The 21,900-nt window shown below is 40.6% G+C and carries 17 protein-coding genes and 1 tRNA gene; 6 read left to right on the top strand and 12 right to left on the bottom strand.

What is annotated here, in order from left to right:
• Positions 1 to 255: 255 nt before the first annotated feature.
• The 5 genes from WKK05_RS27670 (at position 256) to WKK05_RS27650 (ending at position 6,999) form a co-directional block, all read left to right on the top strand.
• On the top strand, positions 256 to 1,950 hold the full coding sequence (locus tag WKK05_RS27670; RefSeq protein WP_341526231.1) for an ABC-F family ATP-binding cassette domain-containing protein: 1,695 nt from the start codon (positions 256 to 258) through the stop codon (positions 1,948 to 1,950).
• 222 nt (positions 1,951 to 2,172) lie between these two features.
• A complete protein-coding gene (gene gpmI / locus WKK05_RS27665; RefSeq protein ID WP_341526230.1) occupies positions 2,173 to 3,771 on the top strand; it encodes a 2,3-bisphosphoglycerate-independent phosphoglycerate mutase in 1,599 nt (532 codons plus the stop codon).
• A gap of 161 nt (positions 3,772 to 3,932) precedes the next feature.
• Positions 3,933 to 4,166 (top strand): preprotein translocase subunit SecG, encoded by a 234-nt coding sequence (secG, locus tag WKK05_RS27660; protein ID WP_341526229.1) that lies wholly within the window; start codon positions 3,933 to 3,935, stop codon positions 4,164 to 4,166.
• Between the two features lie 14 nt (positions 4,167 to 4,180).
• Complete coding sequence (locus WKK05_RS27655) at positions 4,181 to 4,990, top strand: peptidase (RefSeq protein WP_341526228.1); 810 nt, start codon at positions 4,181 to 4,183, stop codon at positions 4,988 to 4,990.
• A 242-nt stretch (positions 4,991 to 5,232) separates the two neighbouring features.
• The gene (locus WKK05_RS27650) at positions 5,233 to 6,999 is read left to right on the top strand and encodes a DUF262 domain-containing protein (RefSeq protein ID WP_341526227.1); all 1,767 of its coding nucleotides are present in this window, start codon (positions 5,233 to 5,235) and stop codon (positions 6,997 to 6,999) included.
• Between the two features lie 120 nt (positions 7,000 to 7,119).
• On the opposite strand, the gene WKK05_RS27645 is transcribed toward WKK05_RS27650, so the two are convergent.
• The 12 genes from WKK05_RS27645 to WKK05_RS27590 form a co-directional block, all read right to left on the bottom strand.
• A complete protein-coding gene (locus WKK05_RS27645; protein WP_341526226.1) occupies positions 7,120 to 8,268 on the bottom strand; it encodes a glycosyltransferase family 4 protein in 1,149 nt (382 codons plus the stop codon).
• A 342-nt stretch (positions 8,269 to 8,610) separates the two neighbouring features.
• On the bottom strand, positions 8,611 to 10,263 hold the full coding sequence (locus WKK05_RS27640) for an MFS transporter (RefSeq protein ID WP_341531212.1): 1,653 nt from the start codon (positions 10,261 to 10,263) through the stop codon (positions 8,611 to 8,613).
• Positions 10,250 to 11,182, bottom strand: coding sequence for a DNA repair protein RecO (gene recO / locus WKK05_RS27635; protein WP_341526225.1), 933 nt, complete (start codon positions 11,180 to 11,182; stop codon positions 10,250 to 10,252). Before recO ends, WKK05_RS27640 begins: the two co-directional genes overlap by 14 nt.
• 187 nt (positions 11,183 to 11,369) lie before the next feature.
• The gene (gene deoC, locus WKK05_RS27630; RefSeq protein WP_341526224.1) at positions 11,370 to 12,050 is read right to left on the bottom strand and encodes a deoxyribose-phosphate aldolase; all 681 of its coding nucleotides are present in this window, start codon (positions 12,048 to 12,050) and stop codon (positions 11,370 to 11,372) included.
• A gap of 170 nt (positions 12,051 to 12,220) precedes the next feature.
• Positions 12,221 to 13,405, bottom strand: a complete 1,185-nt coding sequence (locus WKK05_RS27625) for a DNA cytosine methyltransferase (protein ID WP_341526223.1) — start codon at positions 13,403 to 13,405, stop codon at positions 12,221 to 12,223.
• Between the two features lie 75 nt (positions 13,406 to 13,480).
• Positions 13,481 to 14,914: a DUF697 domain-containing protein gene (locus WKK05_RS27620; protein ID WP_341526222.1), complete on the bottom strand. Its 1,434-nt coding sequence runs from the start codon at positions 14,912 to 14,914 to the stop codon at positions 13,481 to 13,483.
• 102 nt (positions 14,915 to 15,016) lie between these two features.
• Positions 15,017 to 15,093 (bottom strand) — tRNA-Met (locus WKK05_RS27615).
• Positions 15,094 to 15,140: 47 nt separating this feature from the next.
• Positions 15,141 to 16,094 carry an asparaginase gene (locus tag WKK05_RS27610; RefSeq protein ID WP_341526221.1) on the bottom strand — a complete coding sequence of 318 codons (954 nt, stop codon included), beginning with the start codon at positions 16,092 to 16,094 and terminating at the stop codon, positions 15,141 to 15,143.
• 77 nt (positions 16,095 to 16,171) lie between these two features.
• Positions 16,172 to 16,672 (bottom strand): CGLD27 family protein, encoded by a 501-nt coding sequence (locus tag WKK05_RS27605; RefSeq protein WP_341526220.1) that lies wholly within the window; start codon positions 16,670 to 16,672, stop codon positions 16,172 to 16,174.
• Entirely contained in the window at positions 16,669 to 17,127 is a 459-nt protein-coding gene (gene rsfS, locus WKK05_RS27600; protein WP_341526219.1) for a ribosome silencing factor, read from the bottom strand. Before rsfS ends, WKK05_RS27605 begins: the two co-directional genes overlap by 4 nt.
• A gap of 819 nt (positions 17,128 to 17,946) precedes the next feature.
• A complete protein-coding gene (locus WKK05_RS27595) occupies positions 17,947 to 19,215 on the bottom strand; it encodes a glycosyltransferase family 4 protein (RefSeq protein WP_341526218.1) in 1,269 nt (422 codons plus the stop codon).
• Positions 19,216 to 19,825: 610 nt separating this feature from the next.
• On the bottom strand, positions 19,826 to 20,875 hold the full coding sequence (locus WKK05_RS27590) for an exopolysaccharide biosynthesis polyprenyl glycosylphosphotransferase (protein WP_341526217.1): 1,050 nt from the start codon (positions 20,873 to 20,875) through the stop codon (positions 19,826 to 19,828).
• Between the two features lie 197 nt (positions 20,876 to 21,072).
• Between WKK05_RS27590 and WKK05_RS27585 the strand changes: the two genes are divergently transcribed.
• Positions 21,073 to 21,870: a 7-carboxy-7-deazaguanine synthase QueE gene (locus WKK05_RS27585; RefSeq protein ID WP_341526216.1), complete on the top strand. Its 798-nt coding sequence runs from the start codon at positions 21,073 to 21,075 to the stop codon at positions 21,868 to 21,870.
• Positions 21,871 to 21,900: the final 30 nt, after the last annotated feature.

Below are 21,900 nucleotides of genomic sequence, written 5' to 3'. Positions count from 1 at the left end.
CCTGGAAAAGAACGGAGTTTGTGATTCAAATTCCTATGCAGCAGCAAATCCGTCAAATCTAATACAAACTCGTAATTAACATGACTTTTGACTATTTAAAATACTCAAAACACTAACTTGTCAAATGGATAAAGAATTTGACACTCGATATTCAAATAGCTAACCACGACGAATTTTTAGTTAATTTTTGTTAATATTAGACACGATATTGGTAATTCTTCCTCAACTACCCATTCCCTACCTGAGAGAAACTTAATGCTGCGACTCGAACATATCAGTAAAATTTATCCTACAGGCGAAGTTCTCAAGGATATCAACTGGGAAGTTAAACCAGGCGATCGCATTGGCTTAGTCGGTGTCAACGGTGCCGGAAAATCCACCCAACTCAAAATCATCTCTGGGGAAATTGAACCCACCGCTGGCGAAATCATCCGTCCTAATAGCTTACACATAGCCTACCTCAACCAAGAGTTTGAAGTAGACCCTAGCCGCACAGTTAGAGAAGAATTCTGGACAGTCTTTAAAGAAGCTAACTCTGTGCAGCAATCTCTGGCGCAGGTACAGCGTGATATGGAAACAGCTACCCCAGAGGAACTGGATCGACTAATCGACAAGTTGGATCGTTTGCAGCGCCAATTTGAAGGCTTGGATGGTTACGGCTTAGACGCACGCATTGGGAAAATTTTACCAGAGATGGGGTTTGGGCTAGAAGATGGCGATCGCCTCGTCAGTGCCTTCAGTGGCGGTTGGCAGATGCGGATGAGTTTGGGTAAAATTCTCCTGCAAAAACCCGACTTGTTGCTGCTGGACGAGCCTACTAACCACCTGGATTTAGAAACCATTGAGTGGCTAGAAAATTACCTCAGAGGGCTGATTACGCCGATGGTAATAGTCTCCCATGACCGGGAGTTCCTTGACCGCCTCTGCACCCAAATTGTGGAAACTGAACGTGGTGTTTCCGCTACTTACCTTGGTAACTACTCGGCATATTTGGAACAAAAAGCTGAAAATCAATCTGCACAACTTAGTGCTTACGAACGCCAGCAAAAAGAATTAGAGAAACAGCAAACCTTTGTTGATAGATTTCGCGCCAGTGCTACCCGCAGTACCCAGGCAAAAAGCCGGGAAAAGCAACTCGACAAAATTGAGCGTATTGAAGCACCGACAGGTGGGGTAAGAACTTTACACTTCCGCTTTCCTCCTGCACCTCGTAGTGGACGAGAGGTAGTGAACATCAAAGATTTAACTCATGTTTATGACGATAAGATTTTGTTTTTGGGAGCAAACCTCTTAATTGAAAGAGGCGATCGCATTGCTTTTCTTGGCCCCAATGGTGCGGGAAAATCTACGTTGCTGCGCGTAATTATGGGTATGGAAAAACCCACAGAAGGTTCTGTTAAATTAGGCGATCACAACGTTCTTCCCGGTTATTTTGAACAAAATCAAGCTGAAGCTTTGGACTTAAAGAGAACTGTTATGGAAACCATCCATGATGAAGTTCCTGACTGGGATAATCAAGAAGTCCGTACACTTTTGGGACGGTTCTTATTCACTGGTGACACTGTATTTAAAGCAGTTGGGGCGTTGAGTGGGGGAGAAAAAGCTCGTCTGGCATTGGCAAAGATGCTCTTACGTCCTGCTAATTTACTAATTTTAGATGAGCCGACAAACCACCTAGATATTCCAGCTAAAGAAATGTTGGAAGAAGCGCTGCAAAATTATGATGGCACGGCAATTGTGGTTTCACATGACCGTTATTTTATTTCTCAGGTAGCCAACAAAATCGTCGAAATTCGTGATGGCGAATTCCGCGTTTATCTAGGAGATTATCATTACTATCTCCAGAAAATTGCTGAAGAAAAAGAAGAAGCAAAGTTAGCTGCGATCGCAGCAGAAAAAGCTGCAAAGAAAGCGGCAAAAGCTGCTAAAGCTGGTACAAAACGCAAATGAGGCAATGGCAAATAGCTCAGTAGTAGCGCTTAAGCGCTACTACTAAGTAATCAATTAATTAGTGACCTTCAAAAATACCAGGAAAATATTACTAAAATTTAAAAAAATTCTAAAAAAACTCCAATTACTTCATAAAACAAGTTAATAAGCAGAAATTCACTTGCGGCGACGATTAGCAGTGGTATCATTCGGATATTACAAAAAGTAAAGGGCAGTTTTACTATGACCAAAGCACCTGTTGCTCCTGTGGTGCTAGTCATTTTAGACGGATGGGGCTACTGCGAACAGACGCGAGGAAACGCTATTGTCGCTGCTAAAACTCCAGTTGTGGAAAGCTTATGGGCAGCTTATCCGCATACACTCATCCGCACTTCAGGCAAAGCCGTAGGGTTGCCAGAGGGTCAAATGGGCAATTCGGAAGTTGGTCATTTGAACATTGGCGCTGGGCGAGTAGTACCGCAAGAATTGGTACGCATCTCTGATGCGGTCGAAGATGGTTCTATTGCTTCCAACCCAGCACTTGTCAAAATTTGCCAAGAAGTTCGCTCTCGGAACGGCAAGCTACATATGGTAGGGCTTTGTTCTGAAGGCGGCGTACATTCGCATCTCACCCATTTATTCGGACTACTTGACTTAGCCAAGAAAGAGCAAATTTCAGAAGTTTGTATTCACGCCATCACAGATGGTCGTGACACTGCCCCAGTAGAGGGTATAAAAGCAATTACGCTCTTACAAGACTATTTAGACCGCACAGGAATTGGCCGGATAGTTACCCTCAGCGGTCGCTACTACGCGATGGATCGCGATCACCGCTGGGATCGTGTCAAACGCGCCTACGACGTGATCACACAAGATGGTGCTGGTAATGGTCTCAAACCTGTGGAAGTCTTGCAAGCATCTTACGCAGAAGGAGTGAATGACGAGTTTGTCCTCCCAGTCAGAATTGCGCCTGGTGCAGTAGAACCAGGGGATGGAGTCATATTCTTTAACTTTCGTCCCGATCGCGCCAGACAGTTAACTCAAGCTTTCGTCAGTCCTCAATTTAACGGTTTTGAAAGACAGCAAATCAAGCCGCTGTCATTTGTTACTTTTACGCAATACGATTCAGACTTACCAGTAGCTGTGGCATTTGAGCCGCAGAATCTCAGCAATATTCTTGGGGGAGTAATTGCTCAGCATGGTCTGAAGCAGTTCCGCACAGCTGAAACAGAAAAATATGCTCACGTTACCTACTTCTTCAATGGGGGTTTAGAGGAACCTTTTGCTGGAGAAGACAGAGAACTTGTCGGTAGCCCGATGGTAGCGACTTACGACAAAGCCCCAGCAATGTCAGCAGCAGCAGTCACAGATGTAGCGATCGCCGCAATTAAAAAGGGAATCTACTCCCTAGTTGTGATTAACTATGCTAACCCAGACATGGTGGGGCATACAGGTCAAATCGAAGCTACGATTACGGCAATTGAAACGGTTGATAACTGTTTGGGACGCCTACTAGAAGGTATTAGCAAAGCTGGTGGTACAGCAATTATTACTGCCGACCACGGCAACGCTGAGTATATGCTAGATAAAGAGGGTAATCCCTGGACAGCTCACACTACTAACCCAGTTCCTTTAATATTGGTGGAAGGAGAGAAAGTTCAAATCCCTGGACATGGTACAAATGTCGAACTGCGAAGCGATGGCAAGCTAGCCGACATTGCTCCTACGATTCTGGAGATTTTACAACTACCTCAACCACCAGAGATGACAGGGCGATCGCTCTTGCAAGCAGCAGAATATGATGTGCAACGCACTCGTACTCCTGTGCAAGCCGGTCTGTAAAAGAGTTAGGAGTGAAGAGTTAATAGTGAAAAGTGTGAATTAAGACTTTTCTAACTTTTAACTCCTGTACAGACGCGTAGACGCTCGAAGAGCGGCTTCTCGTAAGAGTATAATCGCGTCTCTTCTCTTTTTTGAAACTTTTTATAAATGAGATTGCTACCATGACAGTTACTAACATTGTGCAAGGCATTTGGGCATTTTCCGCTACTGGTTTGATTATCTTGGTGTTGCTACATAGCCCTAAAGGTGATGGTATTGGAGCTATAGGTGGACAAGCCCAGCTGTTTAGCAGCACTAAGAGCGCAGAAAACACATTAAACCGAGTTACTTGGGCGCTGACAGTTATTTTTCTCGGTTTAACGGTAGTTTTAAGCGCCAATTGGTTGCCTAAGTAAGAGGAAGTAGGGAGATGGGAAAAAGAACCCAATACCCGACATCTAATACCCTCAAAAATTTAATTACACGGCGGTTATTAGCAGCTCTTGCCTTAGTTATTGGCACAGGGCTGCTAGTCATTTTAACTGACTTCCAATTAACTGATACTTTGACAAAATCACATTTATATGCACAAGAATCCATAATTTCTTTCCCTCTTTCCATCTCACCTTTGGCCAAACCTCATCCTCTACCCTCTACACTCTCACAGTGGCAAGATAAGACAAACAGTGGTGATTACTTTTCCCAAGTCACAACAACCAAAGAGGGTTATTTGGTCTGGTCGCAATTTCCTGTTCGAGTTTACGTAGAAACACCAAAAGCTGTAAATAACAAACAAGCCGAAGCATGGATTAATAGGGTTTTGCAGGCTGTGCAAGAGTGGAGTAATTATTTACCTTTAATAATAGTTGAACAGCCAGAGGTTGCTGATATTACTATTTTGCGAAAAGCGCCACCTCTTCAGATTTCCCGTGGGGACAAAATTCCCCGTGCGCGTTCTGCACAAACCACTTATGAATTATATGTAAGCAACCAAGTTTTATCCCACCGCTTCACCATTTTTCTGAGTCCCAGCCAAACAGGTGAGTATCTGCAAGCTGCGGCACGTCACGAACTTGGTCACGCCCTGGGAATCTGGGGTCATAGTCCACTACAAACTGACGCCCTATATTTTTCTCAAGTTCGCAACCCGCCGCCTATTTCTCCTAGAGATGTGAATACTTTAAAGCGAGTTTATGAACAACCTACGAGTTTAGGATGGTTAGTAATTAAACGTAAGTAATTGGGCTTGAAAATCTAAAAACTTATCTTTAATCAAGTTAACATCGTATATATTGTGTAGATGGTATGCATAAATTTTAAATTATAAAAAAATTAAAGGCGTTGCTGAGTGAAAATATGAATTTGTTTCACGTAGAGGCACAAAGACGCAGAGAGCAAGAGTTGAGAGTACCCGATTTTTGCATTTCATATCTAAATTCAACAACGCCAAATTAAAGACTGAATTAAGGAGCAAACAACTTAATGGCTGCAATTGAATCTCGTGATTATACCTTAGAAGAACTATTTCAGGACTTTTATGTAGTTAAAGCCTATCAACGTGAGTATGTTTGGGAAGAAAAACAAGTTTTAGAACTTCTTGAAGATGTCTATGAGCCATTTTTAGACAACAAATCTGGGACTGACTGGGAGTGTTTTATAGGAAGTATTATTGTTTGTAAATCTCAGGAATTATATGAGCTTATCGACGGTCAACAGAGAATGACAACTGCATACTTAATTCTCTGTGCAGTAAGAGATTTCTTACAAAAATTAAATCCTAATGAACCTGTAGGTAAGCTTGAGGAATTTATTACTTCATATTTTGTAGAACAAAACGGTAATGAGAAATTTAAAGAAAGAATAGAACTTCAGTATGATGAGGAAAGCAGAAATGTTTTAGAAAAAATTGCTAAAAAACAGAATTTTGAGGATATTTCTGATAATAGCTCTGTACAACGCATCAAAAATGCTTATCAAGTTGCCCTAACATTTCTCAAAGATGAATTTACTGAAGATGAGGCTGCTATTCAGCAAGTTAAACTATTTTTTGCACGCTTTATTAAAAATGTGAGAGTAGTCCGTGTAGAAACTAAGAGTATGTCACATGCACTTAAAGTTTTTGCAACTATCAATAACCGTGGTGTTGGTCTTGATGCTGTAGACTTACTCAAAAATCTAATGTTTATCCAAATCAAAGATAAAGACTTTGAAAAACTTAAAAACAAATGGAAGGAAATGCTTAAAATATTGTATAAGTCCAACGAAAACCCTATAAGATTTCTCCGTTACTTCATTATTTCAAAATATGATTCAGAACGTATAAGAGAGGATAAAATTTATGAATGGTTTGATAAGAATAAAGAAAAATGTGGATATGAAGATAAGCCATTTGAATTTATTGATTCTCTTCTAAAATCTGCAAAAGCATTTGCAAACTTTAAAGAAGGTAATGATATGTTTGGCAAAATGAATCGCTATTTGGTAAATATATCTTATCTTTCTACCAGTCAGCATTTTGTATTACTTTTAGCTGCTCAGCATCTTTCTAGAGAAATGTTTACAGAACTCTGTAAACATATTGAGAATTTTTTATTTATCTATATTATTACACAAGCTAGGTCGAGCAAACTTGAAATTTTATTTGTTGAATGGGCATCTAAGCTAAGACAAATTAATGATAAACAGTCACTAGATAAATTTATAACTGAAGAAATTAGAACTGAAAAGCAAAAACTATGTGAAAAATTTTTACTTGCCTTTCGTCAACTGAATGAAGATTCTGTACGAAAAAAAATAATGCAATATATATTAGCTAAACTTACCCAGTATATTGATGAATTAGCTTATGGAGAAATAGAAGCTCATACTTATTTAAAAAACTATATAAATAAAAACGTTGAAATTGAACATATTTTACCGCAAAACCATGAGGTAGTGAAATCTTTATTTAATAAACCAGAGCAAATATATAAAAAATATGTCAAATATCTTGGAAATCTTACCTTAATAGAGAAGTCTATTAATACTTCAATAAAGAATAAGCCATTTGAATTTAAGAAAAATGCTTATCAAAAATCTAAGTTTTTAATTACTAAGTCCATAGCAGAACGAGTTAATATCGGTATAAATACAGCAATTGATCGTGCAGTAAAAGACTTAACTATATTTGACGAATGGAATTCTGATTCAATAGAGTGTCGGCAAGAAATGCTAGCTCAATTGGCAAAGAAAGTTTGGGATATTAGCTAAAATAAAGTATTAATCTCTTAAAAATAAAGAGGCAGCAAATTTATAGCTTGCTAGCCTCTAATATGTTGGAGATAATTTAAAATCCCAAACAAGGTTACAACTCAAGTAATTACTCTTTACTTATGCTCTACGACTCAGCGGTAAAGGTTGCTGTGTTAAAACTTCCCGATAAAGTTCTTCCAGCAAAGTAATATTTTTAGTGAGAGTATAGCGGTCTAACACCCTGTTTCTAGCTTTCTGCCCTAGTAGGGTTGTTAACTCAGGATGATCTTGTAAAAGTGGTAAAAGAGTTCTTAATTGCGATCGCGCGGTTTTAGTATTAATGACTATACCTGCACCCTTTTCCAAGACTTCACCATCTGCACCTACATCTGTTGCTAAACAAGCCACACCACAGGACATTGCTTCTAACAAAGAAAGAGATAAACCCTCTACCAATGAAGGCAAAACGAATACATCTGCGCCTCGCAATATTTCGATGCGTCGGTCTTCATCAGCAACAAATCCTAACCAATTAATGCCATATTCCCAATCATAAAAAGGCTCTAAAGAAGGCTTCAAAGGCCCATCTCCAACAATCAACAGCTTACTACCAGATCCCATAGCCGATTGCTTCCAAGCCCGGAGAAGGGCTTCAACGTTTTTCTCTGGGGCTATCCGACCTTGATAGACAAACAAGCGTTCAGCTTGAAATTCTGCTTTGACTTGAGAAGGGCCAGGAGAATATTTAACAGTATCTACTCCGTTGGGAATTATGGCAATATTTTCTTCTCGTACACCCATACGTGCCAATAATTCTCGCTGAATTTGGGAAAATACAATCACGCGATCGTAATTAACCAAAAAAGGCGCGTAAAGCTGATAAGCCAAAAGCTGTGTTCCCGATATCAGTTTTGCACCCTTACCTGCAAACGGTGTGTGAAAAGTGGCAATCAGGGGCAAATTAAGTTCCTGACAAATTTCTGGTAGAACAAAATCAAGAGGAGATAGGGTCAAGGAAGCATGAACTATATCCGGCTTGATTTGTCGCAGCGACTGAGTTAAAACTTTAGTCGCTTTAAATGTAGGAATTGTGTAAACCTGAGACTTGTAAATGAAAGGTAGGGAAACTTCTTGGAAATTTGGCCAGTTCTCTGGTACTGATTCTTCTTGAGCGAAGTGAAGAAAGCTAACTTGGTGTCCTCGGTCTAGCAGAGCATTTGTAATTTCTCGACTATAGGTGACATTACCGCAAAAGGGTGATTTTTTTCCGATCCAGGCTATACGCATTCTTTGTTAGCTATAAGAAAAGCAGGTTTTATTAATCAGCTATCTGTCCTTTGTTTTTCTTTTAGCTTGCTGGTTATTTAGTTATTATAAATTCCTACCACAATTTAGCTTAAAAAGTAGATTTCTCAACTAATTAAACTACTGGTTTATGGATATATTTATTTTACTTATAAGTTGTTTATTTCATACCTGTAAACAACTTATTTTGGCTAAGTACCAGATTGAACTCCAGCAAGTCTGTGATAAATTTTAACTGAATTTAGTTTACCACGATCACAAAAGCTTTAAATAAATTCAGTGATTATGTCAATGTCAGGAAGAATAACTCTTGTTAGCTGATAATTACTGATGCGAGTTATACCAAGTTAATATAGCTCCTGAAAAGACGAACGCTGCTAATCCCAAAAAAACTACCTGTAATCCGAAAAAGGTTTCTGCGACACCTGCTAATGCTAAAGGTAAGGAAAGAGCAATATTAATCACATTGTTTTGCAGACCAAAGACTTTACCACGCATTTCTGGTGGGGTTTCTGTTTGGATTGCGGTTTGCATGGGTATACCCACCAGTGCGCCAAAGATACCCAACAGTGTCACCAACAGCAGGACTAATAAAAGATGTGTTGTGAATACTGATAGACCAATTAGTGATGCTGCCATGCCTAGACAACCGCATAGACTTAATTGAGTATAGGAGAAGCGTTGACCAAATTGTCCGAGAATTGTAGCTCCAGCAGCGATACCAACCCCACCAGCTGCTAGTAAAAACCCGAATTGTGAGGCTTTCAAATTAGGGATTATTTCTGCCATGCGAACGGCTAAAACAGTTAATGCCGCAAAGACAGAAAACAAAATGATCAGCTGAAATAAGGCATTACGTATGCGAGAATTTGCCTTGAGGTAGCCCAAACCATCCCGTAAGTCAGAGAATACGTGAGGAAATTCTGTTTCAGGGGCATGGGGCTTTTCATTAGTTCTCAAGAGGAATAAAATTATGCCTGCGATCGCATAACTGCCACCAACTAAAAATTCTTTACCAAGTCCATTACTACCAGTTACTTGTAGCCAAATACTATCAGCTATTGCTAACAAAGGTTCCCCGATAGCAAACCCAACTATTACCGATGCCATCATCGTCGTTGTGTACAGAGAGTTAGCAGAAAGTAAATGCTGTTCTTCTACTACTAAAGGAATTGCCGACTGTTCTGCTGGAGCAAAAAACTGCGTTAGGGTAGAAACTAAAAAAGTTACGCCCAGAATAATTAGAAAACCAACTGGTATCATTCCTATTGGTTTCCAATTATGAGTCAACCACAACAACAAAGGAATTGACAGAACCAAGATGCCGCGCCAAACATTAGTTGCCACTAACACAGCTTTTTTCGACCAGCGATCAACAAAAACACCAGCAACAGAACCAAATAATACAGCTGGAATAGTAAAAGACATCATCAACGCTGATACCCAACCACTAATGCTTTGATTGCCACTTTTAAATAGAGTATTAATCAAAGCAATCATCAGAACTAGATATACTTTATCTGCTAGTTGGCAGAAAACTTGACCACCCCAAAGAGCAAGAAAATTCGGGTTTTTCAACACAGGTAAAAACCCCTGCTGTTGCCCATTTTTTGATAAAGTATCTCTCCCCAAAGCAGATTTATCTAATTCCGGTGGCTCTTTTTCTGAAATAGTGTTTCCTGGCAAACTATACCCGTTGCTGCTGTTGCCACTATCTCCGTTATCATCAGTTAATTGGTCGTCAGATTGTTTTTCTGATTGACTATTAACATCAGTTTTTGGTATTTCTGCCGTACCTGTTTTTTCATTTTTAGAAATATCTTTTGGGGATATTTCTTCGCTATTGATTTGATTAGATGTAGACTTAGGAACGGTACTTAAGTGATTGGGTACTGTAGGATCTGATGCCCTATTCTGTTTTTTGACGTAGCTTGGTGATAAAGGCAGGATTTTTGTATCCAAATCAGACGGTTGCATCATGGTAGGGAGCAAAATAAGAGTCAATCAAGGTAGCGGAGCGAATAGGGCGACCTAAGTGATATTGAGTATACTGACGTAAAATGTGCTCAACAGATACCCAACCATAATCTGTGCTTGTATTGCTCTGCATGATCTCTGGTTGTGACAAAAGCTGAAGCATAGCCAGTTCTGTAGCACTCAGGCGACTAGAAATCACAGGTATTTCTTGCCGATGGACAACTACTGTTTGGTTGCTAGGTTTTGGCGAAGATGAACTTATATTAGGGTGATGAATTGATGAAGGCAAAGAAGGATTTTTTTGTCTACCCCTCTCTCCTTCTCCCCCTCTTCGCAAGCTTTCCCAAGTTTCTAAGCAAACTGTTCCACCCGCCGGGATGCTAAATCCTACTTGCCAGTTGGAATCTGTAAAGTCCGGCGTTATGGGCTGCTGAGTTAAGCAACAGACTTGTACTTGAGGCGTCAGTCCAGCCAAAGCTAAAAGGTGAAACACCGCATGAGCCAAATGCGCCAAGATACTATAACTTTCTGTCTTGGGCAATGCCTCTAATCGGTTGAGATGTTCATTGAGTATCTCATAAAGTTCTTCTTGAGGTTGTTCACTTAAAGCCTGACACAAGACTATTTCTGCTAAATACTGACTAGCAGCTAATTTTGCCAAATCTTTAGCCAGACCTGGATAAGTTTTTAACGTCTGTGCTTGAGTAATTTTATCGAGCGATCGCCCTTTGGCAATTAATAGTTCATTTACCACAAACATTCCACTTCTACCGCCCAGGCTGGAGTTGTGCTTGCGTGCGCCTGGGGCTACTGCTCGAATCAGACCAAATTCTCGTGTCAAGATAGTCACTATTTTATCCGATTCTCCCAGAGCTTGGGCTTTGAGATTAATTCCAGTTGCTGTATAGGTTCTGCTCATTTAGTCATTAGTCATTAGTCATGCGTCATTAGGCATCGGTTATTAGTCATTAGTCATCGGTTACTAGTCATTAGTCAAAGAACAAATGACAAAAAGAGAAGTCGGAGCGCCGGCTTCCGGCGTAAACGCGCTAGCGGCTTGCCGTAGGCATCTGAACTTCGGAGACAAATTGACAAAAAACAAATGACTACTCACCCTTTCCCAGGTTATCGCGCTGGCGGATTAAATCGATACCGCGAGATGTTCCTAATCTAGTAGCACCCGCTAATATTAAGTCTAAGGCTTGCTTAACGGTGCGAATACCACCTGATGCTTTAATTCCAACTCTTTCTTTTGCCAGTTGCTTTAATAGCTGCACATCTGCGACTGTGGCTCCACCATTCCAACCTGTACTGGTTTTTAAGAATGCGGCCCCCGCTTCCATAGATAATTCTGCTGCTAGTTTTTTCTCATTATCTGTCAGCAGATTAGTTTCCAAAATTACCTTGACTGTTTGCCCAGTCTCTTCACAAATGGTCGCTATTTCTCGGTGGACTTCTTCAGTTTTGCCAGCTTTTAACCAACCTAAGTTGATGACTACATCCAATTCTGTAGCTCCATTCTCTACTGCTTCTTGAGCTTCATACAACTTAACTGTTGAAGTAGTAGCTCCAATAGGAAAGCCAATAACTGTACAAATTTTAGGGTTTTTGCCGTGAAGAAGTTCCGCCGCTTGGCGTACATAAGAGGGGTGTAGACAAACCGCCGCAAAATGAAATCTGTCTGCTTCTTCACACCATTGCTCAACCTGCTCTGGAGAGGCCGTTGGCATTAATAGGGAGTGATCGATAAATGGCGCAATATCAATGTCTGGATAGTCTGCTGCCATCGCGTCTTCTGCCAGTGATTGATTATTAAACTTTATAAAAAATTAAAACATTTCTTATATATATATTAAACCACACTTATTACGAGTTTATCCCGAAAATAGACTGCTTGGTTAGCCTTGTATGCCAACTTTCCAAGCTTACCGAATTATTGTAAGTATTCGAGTTTACATTAAATCGATATTAGCGCAGGCAGATTAACAGTTTCTTTTTCGCCAGGGGCTAAAAATTCAAGAATATTTTGAGCTAACACTTTTGATGCCAAATATGGCACACCATTACCAATAGTTTTAAACATATTAGTAAGTGACATATTCTCTGGAAGTACAAAATTTGTAGGTAAAGATTGTATTGCTAAAGCTTCTGCAACAGATATTCGCCGGACTTTGTAGGGATGTAAATGTACTTCATTATTTCCATAGCAAGCTGTTGGAGAGTAACGCCATCTGTGCAGACGCTTGAAAGACTTTTTAGAATCATCTCCTTCATCAACAGCAGCAAATTTAGTAATACCCGCCCTTGGTTGAAAATAGTGTTCAGTATTAGGATGATTTAGCACATTATTTTTTCTGAACCAGTATTCAACTGTTAATTCTTCAGGAATATCATTAGGACAAGGCAATATAGAGTCTGCTTTAAATGGTTCGCACTTAGTCCAAGGATAAGCAAAAACCCTTTCTTGAGGATAAATAATCTGTTTTGTCCAAGGGAAAATACCTTTAGGTAGTAACTGTTCTTTCTGTAGTTTTATTCCTATATCATTAATAAAATTATTCCGAAAACCAATAAGAATAATTCTTTCTCTATCTTGTGGTACGCCATATTCAATAGCATTAATTAATCGCTCTGTTAATATATAGCCAGCTTTATGTAACTTTTGCTTCAGCAATTCAAAAAATAAACGGTGTTTTTTCGTTCTCCATAAACCTTTAACATTCTCGAATAAAAAGAAATCTGGTAAATTCTGACAAATTAATTCCACATAAGAAGCTGATAGCTTGCCATTATCTCCCAAATGTCCCTTATTTTTACCACCTATAGAAAAATCAGGACAAGGAGGGCCACCAATAAAGCCCACTATATTATTAGATTTGTGGCAGTCTTGTACTAATTGCCGTAGGTGTTGTGCTTGTACTCCATCAATAAGTTTTGATACGTCTGCCGCTTCCCCGTGATGATATCCGTATTCTGGTAATGCTAGCTTGAGAACTTCCCGTGAATAACGGTATGCTGCCATGAAAGGGGAGAAAATTTCATTAACATAAACAATATTAAAACCGCTGGTTTCAAAACCTAAATCTAGGAAACCTGAGCCTGCAAAAAAAGAGAATATACAAGGGCGATCGCTTGCCAGCATTATTTTTTGATATTAAAGAAACAAAAACACAAAGACACTAGGAAACTCTTAGCGCCTTTGCGTCTTTGCATGAAATTATTTCACTAGTTCAACTTGTTGCACTTCTGGCAACAAACGCTTCACACCTTGCTTAACAAACCCTTGCAGAAAACCCATCTGCTGATTTTGTTGAAATACCTTTTGCAAAGTTTGCCGCAAGTTATCGAGATTTAAAGCACTTCCAGAATCTATAGCTATTTCCTGTTGTTGGAAATACTCGATTAGACTTAACCCCGCTACCCTAGTAAGATAAGCCGCGCTAACTCCTTGCACCACGCCACCAGCAACAAAGGTTACGGCGTTGCTTTTCAAGACTGTGCCAATAGCTTTAGTAGAAATTTCCACTAAACCGAGTTTCAACATCAAACTTCCCATAGTTCCAGCTACGGTTTGCGCCTGTTCCAGGGAAAATTTCTGCTGATAGATATTACCCAAATCCATCACCATCTGGGCATTAATTGCCGCAGTTGCCAGGATATCAAGTGCTGGGACTGGGTTAGCAAAGGCAGCAGCAGCAGCTATCCATTGATATTGTTCAATAACTGGAGTAGCGCGATCGCGTCTGGTTCCATTTAGCCAGTTTTTAGCCTCAGCTTTCAAGAAACCAGCTTTCCTCATAGTGGTTCCCCACACCAGCTTTTCTCGTTGCTGTGCCAAAGTTTCAGTTAACTGCTGCGTCAACTGTTGGATGTCTGGTGCTGGTTGTTCCATCCACTCTTGTACAGAACCATCAGCTTCATGCTTCCGCACTTTGATGGGAATGGGAGAGGCCGCAGTTGCAATTACATTTTCTTGCATCCGCTGTTTCAATGACAGCAACACACTAGCGCGTTCATCTGCTAAATGCTGGTCTTGTTTATTAAAAACCAGGATTTTCGGCTGATTAGTTGCTTTTAGCTGCTGTAAACTTTGAAATTCTGAATCAGTCAAATCACCATTGGTGAGGAATAGGACAAAATCTGATTTTGTCAATTCTGCCAAAACAGCAGCATCTGATTTGTCACTAGCTTCTCTAAACAAAGGTGCTGTCTCTTGGAAATCTACAGAAGTTGCATACAACTTCTCTAACAGTTGAATCAAAGTACTTTTACCTACAGATTTACCGCCAGTAACAGCAATTTGAATTTTTTGCCTGTCTAATTCCACTAATAACTGGACAACTTGCCCTCGCAGTGTCTCTAAGGCTATGTGGTTTTCGGCTTCTTGTGCCAGTTGATTAATTACGACTTCAGCTTTAGCGATCGCACTTTCCACACTCGCCCGATCTACAGGCATAGCATTTAGCTGCTCTAAACTGTCTTTTGAGCGATGATGCTGGAATAACCACAAACCACCGCCTACTGCTAAAGCACTCAATAGACTAAACTCGCCTAACTGCACTATTGAATCATGCCAACTTTGTAGCATCCATAGGGAAAAGGACAGTCCCAGTCCTCCCACTAAAATTGGTCGCTGCAACTTCACAACCATGTTTCTCCGCGCTTTTTGGAAGGTTCCTACTCCAGAATAGATCAAAATAAAACAAACCCCTGCAAACTTTCTTTATTGCAGGGGTTTGTTTTATTTTTTATTTGGTGGCGGGAAGTGGATTTGAACCACTGACCTTCGGGTTATGAGCCCGACGAGCTACCAGGCTGCTCTATCCCGCGTCGCCTCTTGACTTTTAAAGTATAACCTAAAGTCAAAAGTTTGGCAACTACAAAAACGATAATTCTCCAATGACTTCTAAACGCTTGTATTTTCCCAAAGTCATAAACTTTTCTGACAAGCTTTCTGCTGCACTGGGGCTAATCCAACCCATCTGCTGGAGCAGGTGGATAGCAACAGCGTATTTTGCGCGTTTTGCCCCATCCATAACTTTAATTGCCAATCCCATACCCTCACCAAGCCTACCAATGCACTGCACTCCTTCAGCACCAGCTTTACTTACCAGTTCCCCTGGAGTTAAGCGCATCAGTTCCGTATCAAATTCTCCATCTCCTGCCACCATAGCCGGGTGATGAGTCATTGCCCGGACAATGCGTTCCATATCCAAATTATTACTAGAGGCTAGTAGGGCATACAAAGACGCCATTTGACTGAGTTGCATGAGATAAGTTGGTGCGCCGCAGTCGTCGTGAGCGCTGATAAATTCCTCTGCTGGCATTCGCAGCAACTCTGCTACTTTACCCAAAATCAATTGCTGTATTGGGTGCTTGCGTTCCAAGTAGTTATTCAAAGGCCAATGGCGTTGTTGACAAACGGCTAACATCCCTGCGTGTTTACCAGAGCAATTGTATTCCAGTGGACTTTGTTTACCTTCAGGAATCGGACATTGGAGGGCGGTAGGGTCAAGATCAGCCCGCCAAAGGATGTTAAATACCTGTCGTACTTGCTCTATTCTTCCTCTATGGGAACTAGTAATAATTGCTAGGTCGCGATCGCTCAGGTCGTAACGTTCCAGTGTACCTGTAGTAGTGACTGCCAGTGCCTGAAATGGTTTCAGTGCTGAACGGACAAATGTAGCAGTCTCAGAATTGCCTGCAACAGTCAACACCCGTCCTCGTTCATCGCATACAACAGCCTGGACTATATGCCTCGATTCAATAATACCTTCACGCAGCAGCCGGACTTCCAGTGCTGTAGCTTGAGTTCGTTTGCCCATTGTCATGGGTTAAATTTTATACCTTTTTCTTATTTATCATTAGTCATTTGTCCTTTGTCATTTGACTAATGACCAATGACTATTTACAGCAAATGCCAAACTATAGTACCAATAACGAACATTCCCGCCAAGCCAGCAAAGGTAAATTTTAACCGTTGGAGAATGGGTTTAATTTCGTAGGTGACAATTAAGCGATCGCGAGTTAAGACTTCTTGCGGCTTCGTCCAAATTTGACCGTCGTACCAGCCGGACTCTTCGTAAAATACTGTGGAATTGTAAAGGCGATCGCTCACGTAGAACCAGCCCAAGTACAATCGTACTAGCGCCAGTACTACCCCTACGGTCGCTCCTGCTGCACCAGAGAGGAGAAAATGTCCCAGATACTTGTGTGGCGGAAAACTCGCAGATGCTACAGGTCCTGCTACGAGCCAAGATAAACCCCAAATCCAAGCCATTTTTGTGATATATTCACGCCAATCTGAGGTGCTATCACGAAACAGCCAAGATGTTTTTAACTCTTCGTACTCATTTAGGGGTTGCTGCTCTGCGGGAACTGGACAATTGGAAACCGAAGACCTAATCATGTTGGCTTACCCCCGCCGTCATCGGATGTTGGCAGCGAAATGCGTTCTGCATGAATCCAGAATGCTTCTAAATTATAAAACTCTCGCTCCTTAGGCATCATGACATGAACGATCACTTCGCCGTAGTCTAGCAGCACCCAACTCCCTTCAGCTTTTCCTTCTGTTCTTAAGGGACGCCGTTGCCATTCCTTCTCAACTTTATCTTCAATTGCGTCAGCGATCGCCCTTACTTGTACCCGAGAATAGCCTGTCATCATCACAAAGTAATCAGCTAGGTAAGACACATCTGCTACTCTAAGCAATAAAATCTCACCAGCTTTGCGGTCTGATGCGGCTTCAGCAATGGTTATAGCTAATTTTCCACTCGCATCTTCTATTTCAGAGGGGCTTCGTAGCGCACTCTTAATTGCTGAGCCAGGTTGTACTTGGAAATCTCCTTGGAAATAATCAGACATTAAACCTCAGTGCTTTCTTCCTTTTGTAACAATTCTTACATCTACTTACAAAATTGAACTGCAACTGTGTAAATAGGTTTTTTTGAATACTAACAAAAAAACACGTGTCTATGCGGCTGATTATTCGATCGGTTATAGGGATTTTGCTACGAGCAAGCACTAACTGCGAGTCTGTATTATGTGGGGAGCAATGACGCAATGGCTTGTCAGCAAAAATCTTCAGAAATAATTATAAACGAACTAGACAACTTGATGGCTAAAGCTTGTAATTGTTTAGTGTGCCGCATCTTGGCTATCAGCTATAAGTTAAGAGTACGATACAGCAGACTAAATTATCCTTAATCTACCTAAAGTGTGGTTTACACCAGTGTTATAGCTATTAGCTAGCTTGTTATACTCCAGAATTTAGGCAAATTATGGAAAGAGATGAAGTCTAATTATTTACTAGGTTGGGTAGAACGAAGTCAAACCCTAAATAAAGCTTGGATATTTCCAAATCTCTTTTATGGTGACGTCTACTTAGTCATTCCATTAGAAGGCTTCAGCTATAGTCGGGTTAAATTGGACTCAGACCCCAAAATACCCTAGTAGATGCACTGAACAACTTAACTCTTCCACAGCTTTAATGAAGTGGAGCCGTCAAATTTTAGTTAGATGAAGTACCCAAAAACTTACGTTGTCTATTGCACTATGTTTTGAGAGCGAACTTCACGAGGCTTAAAATCTCTTGCTATCTAGATTTTAAGTCTATTTTTTTGACTCTTAGTACTATGATTTTACTGCAAAGAGTGGTATACAGTCTGACTCTGTTAGGGTAGGTTAAACTTCTTGTTTCCTCACAATTGCTGACTTAATTTCTCTATCTGCTATCAGCGAGTAACACAAATTCTCATACTGATTTAAAGCTTGCTCAAAAGCATAATGTTCTACAGCATATTGACGACTTTTATAACCTAGAGTTTTGACTTTTTCTGGGTTTTGATACAAGTTTAAAATTGCCATTGCTAATGATTGAGGATCTTCTGGCGAAACAATAATTCCGCCGCCACTTTGCCTAATAGCTCTAGCTGCCGTACCATTATCAGGAACAGATGCAACCAATGCCCGACCACTGGCTAGTAGGACTTGAATTTTCGAGGGCATATTGAAAGATACGACATTTTTCTTTTGCACCACTAAACCTACATCCGCAGCTGCCAACATCTGGGGCAAATCTTTTCGGGGTTGAAACGGCAGTAAAAGAACGTTATCTGCGCCACAGGCTAGACATTCCTTTTGCAATCGTTGCAAACCTTTTGGTTCTCCAACGATGACAAAGGCAATATCTGGGATATGCCGCAATAAAGAAGCAGCTTTAATAACGCTTTCTAAGCCTTGAGTCAGGGCAATGTTACCAGAATACTGCACTATAAATTTGCCATCTAGGTTATGTGCCGCACGGAAAGGGTTATTTTCTTTGGGCAAAGGGCGGATGAAATTCACATCAACCCAGTTGGGAATTTGCACAATTTTCTTAGCTTTGACACCCTTAGATAATAAGTTTTCCACAAACCCATCAGCGATAACGCTAATTTTGCTGGCACTGCGGTAAGCAAATTTTTCTAATGCTTTAAATACCTGAATCAGCAATTTATTTTTCAGTAGGCCGACGTGTACAGCGGCTTCTGGCAATATATCTTGTAAATTTAAGATTACTGGGCAGGCACGCAACCATCCTACTAGAGCAGCTGGTACGCAAACTGGCAGAGAAGGTGATGTTGAGAGAATAATATCTGGACGCCAGCCAAAAAGAGCTGGGATAAAACTGCTCACAACAAAACTAGCATCTAGCAATACCCGATCTAGTAAGTTGGGTTGCGGGCGAGTCCAAACATAACTGCGTTGAATTTCAACGCCATTTTTGTATTCTGTGACAAACCATTTACCTCGGTATTCTTGGTAAATTTGACGCTCAGGGTAGTTGGGCATAGCAGTAACTACGCGCACTTGGTGTCCGCGCTTAACCAATCCCTCTGCTAATTCAGTCATCAGCGGAGCGATACCAATTGGTTCTGGGTAGTAGTTGTATGAGTAAATTAAAATCCGCATAAAAAATTAGCCAGAAGTAGTCGAGGTACTTAATTTAATGACAATATGTTTTTTAAACATCTTTTGGTGCTTGGTAGCTCCTATATTTAATTGTCTCTTCTGACTCTTTTTATGTCAGGTATTTTAATTAAAGATTAAGTAAAATTTGATATCAAGTACTTAAAGTAATCTAATACTTTTTTTACTACTTTAGGAGCGTTTAAAGTGTTAAATTTAATCTATGTCTAAGTATAAATTCTGGTATCACTTGACATTCACTATTAGTTAAATATACTTTCAACAGTAATCAATAGAGCTTGATTAAAATTTGGAAATATTATATTGTGGTCAATTCTTGGGGAAAATTTCAAATTGAAAACGCTATCACTTACTCTGGAGAAGATAAAATTAATATAATTACTCAGAAAAAAGTAGGGCTTAATAAATAGCCCTAAACAGTAAGAAAATTTTCTCCTAGTAAGTTTTTAAAGAAGCATAAATAAAAAAAATATTCTTATAAGATTACTGTACGTAAAACTAATATACACCCAAGCCAAAATGGTCTTGGGTGTACTTAACGATTCTCGTAGGAGTTGCCAGTTCCTAGCAAATTGTAAATAAAGGTAATAGGCTAAACAGCACCACTGTTTTTGTGAAACAGGATAGCTACTGTTTTGAAAATTAGCTTTAAATCGTATACTAAACTCCAATTTTGTTGATACTGCAAATCTAGGCGAATTACATCCTCAAAACTACGTACTGTAGACCGACCATTAACTTGCCACTCGCCAGTCATCCCAGGTTTAACATCTAAACGTTGCCACTCTGGTACTTCATAGCGTTCTACTTCATCAGGTGTGGGTGGTCTAGTACCTACTAGGCTCATCTCTCCTTTGAGGACGTTCCAAAATTGGGGGAGTTCATCCAGACTAGTTCGCCGCAAAAAGCGTCCTATCTGCGTAATTCTTGGATCGTTCTCATTCTTGAAAAAAGCACCTTGCGCTTGGTTCTTGACTTGGGATTTCTTTGCTTCCGCATCTACACACATAGAGCGGAATTTCCAAATCTTAAAACGCTTCCCCATCCAACCACAGCGGGTTTGGCTAAATAAAATGGGGCCTGGATCGTCTATTTGAATAGCGATCGCAATGGGAATTAACAAAACTCCTGTAATAATTAAACCAATCAGTGAGCCAACAATGTCTATGAACCGTTTCATCCAAGACGCCATAGAAGGATGAGTAGTAGGTAACTGCTCTACCTGCCGAGAAGCTGTTTTACGAGTTTCTACGATATCATTTTGTTTTATTGGCGGCTCTTCATCAACAGATTCAATAGGAAAAACTTCATCCAAACCTGTGAGTTTTAGGACTGCCATTACCTGAGGGGTAACATTCCGGAGTGTTAATGCAATCCTTTTTTCCTGAGCATATTTAAAATTACTGACTAATGCGCCTAAACCACTACTATCAATAAAAGTAGTTTGGTGAAAGTCTATGATGATTTGCTGAGGATGTGAATTGGCTTGGGTTAAGCCTTGGCAGGTTTGCTTAAAGCTTACAGCCTCAAGTACGCTCAACCGCGCGGGTACCTGCACTATAGCCGTGTCATTTAGGGAAGTAACTGAAAAATCTACCTCAGTGGATTGGCTAGTCATGAAGCTCTGCACTTTCGTTGCCATGTATAATTTAATCTGCCAAACATTATTTTGTCCTAAAAACTTACCTAACCCAATGTTTAATTAGTAGGAATAAGGACTAATCGCTGGTTAACTTGGTTTGAGACTCGAGATCGCTAGCGACGATTCACAATAGAGAAGGAAGCCAAAAACATCCTTGCTGTTGTGCCGACGCAGCGCGATCGCGTTGCTCTCATCAAATGATTGCTAAAACTACGGTTACATCTAATGCACGCCTGGTTGAAGTCTTTTCTGCCATTCAAGGAGAAGGGCTGAATGTTGGGACACGCCAGATTTTTATTCGTTTTGCTCTTTGTGACTTACGCTGTCATTTTTGCGACAGTGCCCATACTTGGAATCCACCCTCTACCTGTAGGATAGAGCGGTACCCAGGATTACGCGACTTTGAAATTCACTCTAATCCTGTCCCACTACCCATATTAATAGAATGGGTTGAAAGGCAAAATCTACCTTGTCTACACGATAGCATTAGCTTAACTGGGGGCGAACCACTTCTTCATGCTTCATTCTTAACTCAATTTCTACCGGAAGTGCGAGCTAGAACTGGTTTACCTATATACCTCGAAACAGGCGGACATCGCCCAGAACAACTGGCTATGATTCTTCCATACTTAGATTCTGTAGGTATGGATTTTAAGCTGCCTAGTGTCAGTGGCGAAACTTATTGGCAAGAACACGGTAAATTTCTCCAACTCTGTCAATCATCAAATTTAAATGTTTTTGTCAAGATAATTGTGTCTCAACAGACAGATCCAGCAGAGTTAGAGGAGGCCGCTTTGCTGGTGGCAGAGGTAAATGAGGATATCCCAGTATTTTTACAACCTGTAACGCCTTTACCAGCCTCTGAACAATTCACTCAAATGCCTGCGCTTGCCCCTTCTCCAAATCAAGTTTTATCTTGGCAAGCTTTGATGAAGCGATCTGTCAAGCAAGTACGTGTGATACCTCAAACACATAAAATGCTGAATCAGCTTTAGGGGGCTGGGGGCTGGGGACTGGATAAGAGG

The organism is Nostoc sp. UHCC 0302 (assembly GCF_038096175.1).
Lineage (GTDB): Bacteria > Cyanobacteriota > Cyanobacteriia > Cyanobacteriales > Nostocaceae > UHCC-0302.
The sequence above is the reverse complement of the archived record's forward strand: the minus strand, read 5'-3'. Positions and strand labels throughout refer to the sequence as shown.